The organism is uncultured Roseivirga sp., assembly GCF_963973945.1.
Lineage (GTDB): Bacteria > Bacteroidota > Bacteroidia > Cytophagales > Cyclobacteriaceae > Roseivirga.
In genome coordinates this window covers 84,949-94,839 of sequence record NZ_CAXBBV010000002.1, presented here as the reverse complement: position 1 = coordinate 94,839, position 9,891 = coordinate 84,949, and the positions used below count along the sequence as shown (strand labels likewise).

The following is a 9,891-nucleotide window of genomic DNA, read 5'->3' as shown; positions in this document are numbered from 1 at the left end:
TCCGTTTATTTTTGGTCGAATTTATTTAAGAGAAATGAACATACCAGAAAACTTATTGTATACCGAAGACCACGAGTGGATAAAGGTTGAAGGAGATGAAGCAACAGTTGGAATTACTGATTTTGCGCAAAGCGAACTAGGCGATATCGTCTATGTTGAAATTGAAACAGAAGGAGATTCGCTTGACAAAGAAGAGGTATTCGGTACAGTGGAAGCTGTAAAAACTGTTTCTGATTTATTCATGCCGCTCTCGGGTGAAGTAAAAGAATTTAACAGTCAGCTTGAAGATGCTCCTGAAACAGTAAACTCTGATCCTTATGGAGAAGGTTGGATGATCAAAATCACATTAAGTGATCCTTCTGAATTGGAAGGCCTCATGAATGCTGCTGCGTACAGAGCATTGATTGGTCAATAGATCCAACTTACCTGATGCGCTCGTTTATTAAACAGTATTGGGCCAGCGTATCTTGGGCCATAGTTTTGGCAGTATTAATGTTACTGCCACAGGATTCTTTTCCAGAGTCTAAATTACTTTCGTATGATAAGGTAGCCCATTTGGGTGTCTTCGCAATTCTAAGTTTTTTAGTTCTTTGGGGCAAAAGAAAAAAAGAAGGCAACGTACCGCTTAAAAACAAATACCGTTTGATTTCGTTAACTATATGCGTAGTTTACGGATTGGTATTGGAATCATTGCAGTCCGTTGTACCTGGTAGAATGACAGATATATACGATTTGCTCGTAAATACAATTGGAGCTATTGTAGGTGTCGTAGTTTTTTCTACTTTTATAAGATATTAGTTTGCGAATATCAAACTAATGCTATAGTTTTAAAAGTGTAACTAAAAGAGATTATGGAAGCTAAAAAGACTCCGTCAGCAGACTTGAACAAAAAGTCTAGCCTATTCTTAGCAATAGGTCTGCTAGTGAGCCTTGGTATTACATTCGCTGCCTTTGAATGGAAGAAAACAGAAAAAGGTGAGTTGATGGACCTAGGTATGGCAACTGACGATTTTGAAGATTTAATTGAAATACCGCCAACCGAGCAACCACCACCACCACCACCACCAAAACAACAACCTCAAATCATTGAGATTCCTGATGAAGAAGAGATCGAAGAAGAAATCGAGATCAACTTGGATGTGGAAATCACTGAAGAAACTGAGGTTGAAGAAATTGTTTTTGAAGAAGAGCCTGAAGAGGAAGTAGGAGATGAAATTTTCCTAATTGTTGAAGACAATGCTGAATTCCCTGGTGGCGATGCCGAATGGAACAAATTCTTACAGAAAAACCTAAAGTACCCTCGTTCGGCCTCAAGAATGGGGATTGAAGGATCAGTATTCTTATCCTTTGTTGTAGACAAGGAAGGTAAACTATCTGACATTACTGTAACAAGAGGTATTGGTGGAGGCTGTGATGCTGAAGCGATTAGAGTATTAGAGTCATCTCCAAGATGGACTCCTGGAAAGCAAAGAGGACGAGCTGTTAAGTCAAGAATGGCAATCCGAATTCTTTTCAAACTTAAATAATTAAAAAAGCCCAATCAACTTGGGCTTTTTTAGTTTTAATATAACTAGTTTTTTAGTTTTGAATTGAGTATCTTTAGTTATGTTTCTGAGAAGCACTTAACTTAAAGAAACAGATAAAGCATTTTCAACCTTAAACTTCAAAACTATGGAAGCTAAAAAATCCCCTTCGGCAGACTTAAATAAAAAGTCGAGCTTATTCCTTGCCATTGGCCTATTAGCAAGCCTTAGTATCACTTTTGTTGCCTTTGAATGGAAGCAATATGAAAAAGGTGATCTAATGGACTTAGGTATGATTACAGATGATTTTGATGATCTCATTGAAATCCCCCCTACTGAGCAACCACCGCCAAAAGCTCCTCCTATACAACAACCAGAAATTGTTGCGATACCAGACGAAGAAGAAATCGATGAACTAATTGAAATCAACATAGACGTAGATATTACCGAGCAGACAGAGATTGAAGAAATCATTTACGAACCTGTACCTGACGAAGAGGTTTCAGATGAGCCTTTTCTAATAGTGGAAGATCCGGCTAAATTCCCTAATAACGGATGGGCAAAGTTTCTAAACGACAATTTGAAGTATCCTCGCCAAGCTCAACGAATGGGAATTGAAGGAGCGGTAGACCTCTCCTTTGTAGTTGATGCCAATGGTGCGATCTCCAATATAGAGGTTACTCGGAGTATTGGAGGAGGATGTGATGAAGAGGCCATCCGTGTACTCAAAGCTTCACCCAAATGGATTCCTGGTAAACAAAGAGGAGTAGCAGTAAAGTCAAAAATGGCTATCAGAATCAAATTCAGATTAAAATAAGTTGAAGCCCAATGAACATGGGCTTTTTCAGAACTTTAATAACTAAAAAATTAGTTTAAATTATAAAACAGCACTGTTATGGAAACTAAAAAAGTACCTTCTGCAGATATAAACAAAAAATCTACTCTATTCTTAGCAATAGGTCTGCTCGCGAGTCTTAGTCTCACTTTTGTTGCCTTTGAATGGAAGCAATACAACAGAGGTGACTTAATGGATTTAGGGGTAATTATGGATGACTTTGATGATATAATAGAAGTTCCTCTTACGGAACAACCGCCACCAAAAGCTCCTCCACTTCAGCAGCCAGAAATAGTCCCCATTCCCGATGATGAAGAAATTAATGAAGTAGTTGAAATCAACCTAGATGTAGACATAACGGAAACTACAGAAATCGAAAACCTTGTTTTTGAACCTGCCCCCACAGAAGAAGTTGCTGAGGAAGTACACTTGGTTGTAGAAGAATATGCCAAGTTCCCAGGCGGTTGGGATGAATGGGCTAAATTCTTAAACAAAAATTTTGAATACCCACGTCAAGCCCAACGAAGTGGGATTGAAGGTACAGTGCACTTATCGTTTGTTGTAGATGCAAAAGGAATTATTTCCGACATAGAGGTAACGCGAGGGATTGGAGGCGGCTGTAATGAAGAAGCAATCAGGGTTCTAAAGCTATCGCCAAAATGGACTCCAGGAAAACAAAGGGGAGTTGCTGTGAAGTCAAGAATGGCTATTCAAATCAAGTTTGGTTTAAGGTAAGCCTCAAGTTTATATACCTCATGCCCAACCAAAACCCATTTCACTCTAAAAAACCGAATTATGGAAACTAAAAAAAATGACCGAGTTTGTATTGAGAGTAAAAGATCACTCTTCCTCTTCATTGGTTTATGCATTAGTCTAGGACTTAGCTTAGTTGCTTTTGAGCACAAAACCGTTCCAACTACACCTCCAGTATTACCATATGATAATGGCGACTATGAGAGCTTTGATGAGCCTCCTGTTACTATTTTTGAACCACCAAAACCTGTAATTCAGCAACCTGTACTTGTGGAGATACCGAACGATGAAACTCCAGCAATTGTTATAGACTATACTTTTGAGGCTGACCCTACTAATATAAAGTTACCTGCTTTAACAGAAGTGATTACAGAAAAGCCTGAAAAGGCCAGAGATGAGTTCATCATTGTAGAGAAAGAAGCTTCTTTTCCGGGTGGAAATGAAGCTTGGGCTAAATTTCTAAACAAGAACTTTAAGTACCCAAAGAATGCTCAAAGAATGGGCATAGAAGGAAGGGTTATTCTAACCTTCTATGTGGCCGCAAATGGTGAAATTTCTGACCTAAAAGTATTGAGAGGCATCAGTAAAGACTGCGATACAGAGGCCATTCGCGTACTTAGTAAATCACCACGATGGAATCCGGGACTGCAACGAGGGGTTCCAGTAAAATCGCCTAGGATGGTAACTATTAATTTCAAACTCAATTAAGGCTTGTGTAAAACAATGAGACCAGTTTTAAAACTGGCCTCATTGTTATTCTCCTTTTGGCAACCTCCTAGATCACGTTTAAGAGCTGCTCTTTGATTTTCTCAAGCTCGTCTTTCATGCACACCACAAAGCGCTGCATAGGCGCGTAATTGGCCTTAGAACCAATCGTATTAATTTCTCTCCCAATCTCCTGAGAAATAAAATTCAATTTCTTTCCTTGAGAGTTTGCTTCCTTTAGAATTTCTAAGAAATAATCAAGATGGGCGTTCAAACGAACAAACTCTTCGCTTACATCTAGCTTCTCAATAAAGTAGATCATTTCTTGCTCAAATCTGTTTACATCGAATTGATCAGATCCAACTAAATCTTTTTGATGGCCTTCAATTCGTTCCTTAATTGAGATTAACCTCTCTCCTTCTATGCCCTTAATTTCATTTAAATAACCTCCAATGTTTTGAATATAGGACTCAAGTTCTGATTGAAGTTTAGCACCTTCTTGCTCTCTAAATTCATTACAATGAACAATAGCTGCGATCAAATTTTCTTTCGTGAAATCCCATTGCTGCGCAATTAGCTCTTCATTAACTCCCGAACCAGACATTACTTCTGGGCTATGTAGGGCTAATCTAAAGAGGTCTCTTTTTTCGGCTCCCACTTCAGCGGCCAAGAGGTCGTATTCTTTGTAGTAAGATTTAAACAATGCATGGTTTACCTCTTGCTTTGAGGCATCGGCATCGTCTGAACTCATTTCAATACTCACGGCTACTTTACCTCTTACTAGTTCTGAATTCAGTATATTCCTGATTTCAAGCTCTTTGTCTTGCAAATGTCTAGGCAGACGAATTTGGGCATCAAGAAATTTTGAATTGAGTGAGCGAATTTCGACTGAAACTTGCATAGCGCCTTTTTGCGCCTTAGATAGGCCATAGCCTGTCATTGATTTAAGCATGGAAATTTGTTTTAAACAACCTGCGAAGTTAAACCTATTCGGCCAATCTCAAAAAAGGAATCAGAAATCGTAACCTATTGATATTTGAAGCTTAGGATTTCCCACTTGGAAATCTTGAATTGGCCAAGCCAAATCTAGCCTTGAGAAAAAGCCAAAAAGCATGGTTCTCATTCCAAACCCAGCACTCTGCAGCCATGGGTTACTAAAGTCATTGATAACTCCTGAGAACGGAGAACCTGGCACAACGATCTCTTCAGTATTCACATCATTTCGTGCTTTAAAGGCTGAAATTTCATACCAAGCAGAGCCAATGTCATAAAAACCAAGAAATTGAAGATTTCTGATAAAGCTTGATTTGGTATCGGCAGTTGCTAAAAATTGGTTCACTGGTAATCTAAGTTCTCCAGACAAAGTTAGTACCGTGCTTCCTTGAAACGTATTATAGGAATACCCTCTTAGGTTAGTGAATTGGTTAAAGAGAATATCGCTGTTATCATTCAAAGTCTGCAAAATAAACGGATCAGGTTCTGTTCCTTCTACACCATCTCGCTTGTTGAATGCCCAGTTATCTACACCACCAAGTAAATAAGCCTTTGGTGCGTCCCCTCCATAGTGTCCAAAGAAGAATCTTCCAGCCAAATAAACTCCTTTAGTAATTCTTTGATAGTGGCGAACATCGGCCTCTATTTTATTGAAACCAACCGCGTTCTTATTCAGTTTTGAATGAGATTCAAAGGTAACCTTTGCTCTTGTTCCCTCATGTATATTAACTCCGCCTGTTAAGCTGTTATCAAAAACAACACTGGCATTGAGCCCCAAATAGTTTGCTGTTTTTTCAGCTTCTACTCCTGCAGGCGCATTAAGTAATAATAAATAGTCTAAGTCAATATATCTGGTTTGTTCAAAAAATGGCGTTACCTCTAACCTAAGGTAAGGACTATATGGCAAAGCGGCTCCGAGCTCAAATCTATTAAGATTATACCGTTGTGACTGAGGTGTCGAGTTATCTCTAAGAAAAATCGATTTTCTATAGTATTTAGCCTTTAAATCAATGGCTTCTTTTAAGTACTCATACTCTAAGAAAACATCGTATCCACTATTGAAATTATAAGGAATCAATGCGCCTCCATGAAATCTATGATTTTCCAAGTAGTCATTCATTTGTATTTCTAATAGTTGAGAGAATGACCTCAATTCATCAATCACAAAAGATGTGACCACGTTATTGGTTTGAAAACGGGATTCATATCTATTTGGGCCTTCTATTTTATTCTGTGCTCCTCTATTTTGGTAAAGGCTTAAAAAAGATCTACCTGAATTTCCATTATCAGACACGGGGGTCTCGAACTTATAATTCTTAGAATCTACTTTGGACTCGTTCTTAAACACGTAGTTCTCTGTATCAATTGCTCCCGTTTTTAACGAGTCTATCTTAGGTTGTTTCGGTAGTTCTGCAGCTTTTAAAGTTTTTGCAAGGCTATCGCTAGTTGTTGTATTTAGCAATCTCTTCCGCCTCATTTCGCTTAGAATCCGAACGGTTTCTAATTCCCTTCTTGGTGTTACAGGAGTAAACACGTGTTGAATATTGCTTAGGCTTTCCAAGTACACAACATCCTTAGAATCAAGAGTTGATATAAAGGCAATCTGGTTGTTATTGGTATCGATAGAAAAATCCTTTATGCCAAAACTATAATTACTCATCTGCTTACTGATTGTATCGCTGACAGTATGTAAGTAAAGGTTATTGATTCCTTGCTGATCACTCAAGTAATACACCTCGTTTAGGCTTTTAGCAACGGGTTTCGATTCAATAGAAAGAGAATTGGTTAGTTTACCATACACGCTATCTACCAAATCTAGATCGTAAGTAAACACATTGAATTGATTGGAATTAACATCTTTTAGAGCATCTGGCCCCGCTACATAAACGCTATCCGAAGGTCGGTTTGAGGTAAATAACACCACATTAGATTCGGGCAAAAAGCTAATATCACGATCATCATAACCATCATTAGAAATTCTTCTGATTGTGCCTCTGTTCACTAAAAACAAATAAGCGTCACTCTTACCATTTACCACCCCTGTTAACGCGGCCAGTCTTCCTCCTTGTTTAAATTCAAAGCTCTGGATTTGCCCTACAGTAGGAATGGCCAATACTTGTTCACCTCTTGCACCAACTCTTTTAATCGTCACAGTATTTCTTCCTTCAGAATTGGCCACAATGCCCAAAGTAAATTCATCTACCCAACTTAAAAGTGGGTAGTTATCATTCACTTCTTGTGTCAGAATTTTCATTCCTCCTTTATAAATCACCATCTCATCTTTTGAGGCCATGTTGATTACTCTGACTTCGTACTTTCCATTATCAAACACAGAATAGGCTAATAATGAGCCTTCAGCATTAAATTTCAAATGATTAATGACTGCTGTTTTAGACCGGTTGCTTGATATAATTTTAGAGTCGGGTAGTCTTTTGTAGCCCTCTGAAATTCTGGTATTCATTTGAGAGTAATAGTCTCTCCACTCTTTCATGAAATCTCCGTAGGGAACTCCTAGCGTTTTGGAAATGCTACTCTCTTCATCTTTAACAATTCTGGCCAAGTTTAGGATATTCGAGATATCTCTTTTACCGTAGGTTTGGGCTATAAAACTCCAAATGGACTGACCCAATAGCATGTTGGTTTCCTTGCTTAATTTCGAAAACTTAACTGGTTCAGCTTGCGAAACATAATCTCTTGCCATGTCATCAGATTCTTTGGTCCAACCATAGGCTACATAAGCTGAAATACCATCAATAAACCAATTGGGAATTGGTGATGAAAATGTAGATTGGAACATTTCTGCAATGTTTCCTCCAAACCACATTTCCTCTACTAACATTTTGGTGAAATTGAAGATCAGTTCCTCTCTAAAAGAAGTGTAGTCGCCTGAAAAAGCAACTTCCACCTGAGATTTAACAAAGTCTGTTTGGCCTCCAATGGTAAAATCATCTCCTTTTACGCCTACATTGCTCTGCTGTTTTTCGGCAACGGAGTTATATAGAAAAATCCTTGTCTTTGAATACGGAAAAAAGCCTATCGTTTCGGTAACTCTGCTAAACTCTGATTCTAAATAGGCAATGGATTTCTTTGCCAAGTCTTCGCCACCATCATAAAAATAGACTTCAAAATTGTTCGATTTCAGATATTGCCAATCGAAGTATTTGTATTGAATTCTGTTCTGCCCAAACTCTTCACGATATACCTGCGCCTCAGAAGAAAAGGGGATCGATAAAAAGCCAATGACTAAAAAGGCTAATATGAATGGGTAACGTAGAGATTTAAGCATATATCTTCTTTACAGAAAAGACTTTTAATATAACGAAAAAAATCGCTCAATATTGACCTCATCATCTATACTGCTAGCTTCTGTTAAAAGCTGCGTTAATTGCATAGCGTAGTAAGGTATAAGAGAAACCCCTTTTGTGCCAAATCCATTAAAAGAAATTAGGCTTTTAAATTCTGGATGTTGGCCAATTATTGGCTTTCTATCTTTTGTCGCAGGCCTGACACCTGCTAGCTGATACTCAATTTCATAAGGAAATTTAATCAGCTCATTTAACTTATGTACTAACACGTTTTTGGCTTCAATGGTTGGATTTTCATCCAAGTTTTGATGGTCATAAGTAGAACCCACCTTACAAATTCCATTCCCCAAAGGAATTACGAAAACACCTCTGTTATGGATTACCCTTAAATCCTCATCAGTCTTAATCATTAAGAGTTCTCCTTTCACAGGCCTTAACGGAATCCATCCGAAATATTGTTGCCCTAGCGACTTATGCCCATTGCAAAAGATTACTGACTTACATTTTATACCCTTGTATTCAGCATAACCCTCTTCTAACCTTAAATCGGATGGATCGAAATATTCATGCTTGAGGCTATTCTTTCCATTCAAAAAAGCTGCAGAAGCAAACAGTAATTTAGCCGTATTCACAAAACCAGATTGATTCAAAAGAATTCCTCCAAAGTCATCTTTTACTTGATTTCCATAAGCCGAATTATTATGAACCTTCTGTACATACGAAGAATAATCAATGTCAGCACTTTTACCCATCCATTCATTTAATTCTTCTGCAGAAATAAATGGCCTATAAATAGGAATATCATTCAAAAAATCAGAATCTAACTGACTTTCTAGCTTAGGGTAATATGCTGTTAAGTAGTTAAATAAATTATCTGCATTCCATGTCTTTACCATTTTTCGGCCAGTAACAGGGTTGTATAAGCCTCCTGCTATTTTGGATGAATTGGAAAGCGAAGGATCATCGAAAACCATGACCGAACAACCAGCATTTATTAAGTGATTTGCCAAGATGCTCCCGGCCAAACCCTGACCCACTAGAATATAATCCACTAACATTGGCCGAATTTAAACCAACATTTTTTGAATAATGGCTATTATTAAATGAAATTTGAGCAAAACGGTATTTTATGATTAAGATCAAACCATTCACCTTCAACCCTTTTATGGAAAACACCTACGTTTTGTTTGATGAAACGAAGGAAGCTGTGATTATAGACCCCGGCTGCTATGAGGAGGAAGAAAAGAATGAATTGGTGAAGTTTATTGAAAGCGAAGGACTTAATGTAAAGATGCTCCTGAATACTCACGGCCATATTGATCATGTTTTGGGTAATGATTTCGTTAAAAACCAATTTAGTGTCGATTTGATTATTGGAGAGCACGATGAAGCAACACTACGGTCTGTTGAAGCTTATGCCTCTAATTATGGGTTTCAAAGTTATGTTTCGGCAAAACCAGATAAGTTTTTAAAAGAGGGCGATACTGTCAACTTTGGAAAAAGTAGTCTAAAAGTATATTTCACACCGGGTCATGCTCCTGGGCATATCGTTTTTGTAAACGAAGAACAAAATATTTGTATTGGAGGCGATGTGCTTTTTGAAGGTAGCATTGGAAGAACAGATTTGCCGGGTGGCGATTTTGACACCCTAATCCAAAGCATTCATTTTAAACTTTTTAAGTTTGATGATAATATGGTGGTTTACCCTGGGCATGGCGGCCCAACAACCATTAGAGACGAAAAAGCCACCAATCCTTTTTGCGCTATTAAAAAATAA

10 protein-coding genes are annotated in these 9,891 nt (G+C 38.0%); 7 read left to right on the top strand and 3 right to left on the bottom strand.

All coding sequences use genetic code 11. The annotated features are described in order from the left end of the window. The first annotated feature begins 34 nt into the window (after window positions 1-34). From gcvH to AAC026_RS04740, 6 genes are all read left to right on the top strand, one after another. Complete coding sequence (gene gcvH / locus AAC026_RS04765; RefSeq protein ID WP_339607514.1) at window positions 35-415, top strand: glycine cleavage system protein GcvH; 381 nt, start codon at window positions 35-37, stop codon at window positions 413-415. 14 nt (window positions 416-429) lie between these two features. After that, the gene (locus AAC026_RS04760; protein WP_339695444.1) at window positions 430-798 is read left to right on the top strand and encodes a VanZ family protein; all 369 of its coding nucleotides are present in this window, start codon (window positions 430-432) and stop codon (window positions 796-798) included. 53 nt (window positions 799-851) lie between these two features. Then, window positions 852-1,526, top strand: coding sequence for an energy transducer TonB (locus AAC026_RS04755; protein ID WP_339607516.1), 675 nt, complete (start codon window positions 852-854; stop codon window positions 1,524-1,526). A gap of 145 nt (window positions 1,527-1,671) precedes the next feature. Then, window positions 1,672-2,340 (top strand): TonB family protein, encoded by a 669-nt coding sequence (locus AAC026_RS04750; RefSeq protein WP_339607517.1) that lies wholly within the window; start codon window positions 1,672-1,674, stop codon window positions 2,338-2,340. Window positions 2,341-2,418: 78 nt separating this feature from the next. Then, complete coding sequence (locus AAC026_RS04745) at window positions 2,419-3,093, top strand: TonB family protein (protein ID WP_339695441.1); 675 nt, start codon at window positions 2,419-2,421, stop codon at window positions 3,091-3,093. A gap of 60 nt (window positions 3,094-3,153) precedes the next feature. Beyond that, window positions 3,154-3,819, top strand: a complete 666-nt coding sequence (locus tag AAC026_RS04740) for a TonB family protein (protein WP_339695438.1) — start codon at window positions 3,154-3,156, stop codon at window positions 3,817-3,819. A 67-nt stretch (window positions 3,820-3,886) separates the two neighbouring features. Here AAC026_RS04740 and AAC026_RS04735 read toward each other — a convergent pair whose 3' ends face one another. From AAC026_RS04735 to AAC026_RS04725, 3 genes are read right to left on the bottom strand one after another with little or no spacing between them, the layout of a single operon-like run. Continuing rightward, window positions 3,887-4,768, bottom strand: a complete 882-nt coding sequence (locus AAC026_RS04735; protein ID WP_339695435.1) for a YicC/YloC family endoribonuclease — start codon at window positions 4,766-4,768, stop codon at window positions 3,887-3,889. A gap of 60 nt (window positions 4,769-4,828) precedes the next feature. Further along, window positions 4,829-8,095, bottom strand: a complete 3,267-nt coding sequence (locus AAC026_RS04730; RefSeq protein WP_339695432.1) for a hypothetical protein — start codon at window positions 8,093-8,095, stop codon at window positions 4,829-4,831. A gap of 24 nt (window positions 8,096-8,119) precedes the next feature. Continuing rightward, window positions 8,120-9,166, bottom strand: a complete 1,047-nt coding sequence (locus AAC026_RS04725; RefSeq protein ID WP_339695429.1) for an FAD-binding oxidoreductase — start codon at window positions 9,164-9,166, stop codon at window positions 8,120-8,122. Between the two features lie 77 nt (window positions 9,167-9,243). Here AAC026_RS04725 and AAC026_RS04720 point away from each other — a divergent pair, with 77 nt between their 5' ends. After that, window positions 9,244-9,891 carry an MBL fold metallo-hydrolase gene (locus tag AAC026_RS04720; protein WP_339695427.1) on the top strand — a complete coding sequence of 216 codons (648 nt, stop codon included), beginning with the start codon at window positions 9,244-9,246 and terminating at the stop codon, window positions 9,889-9,891.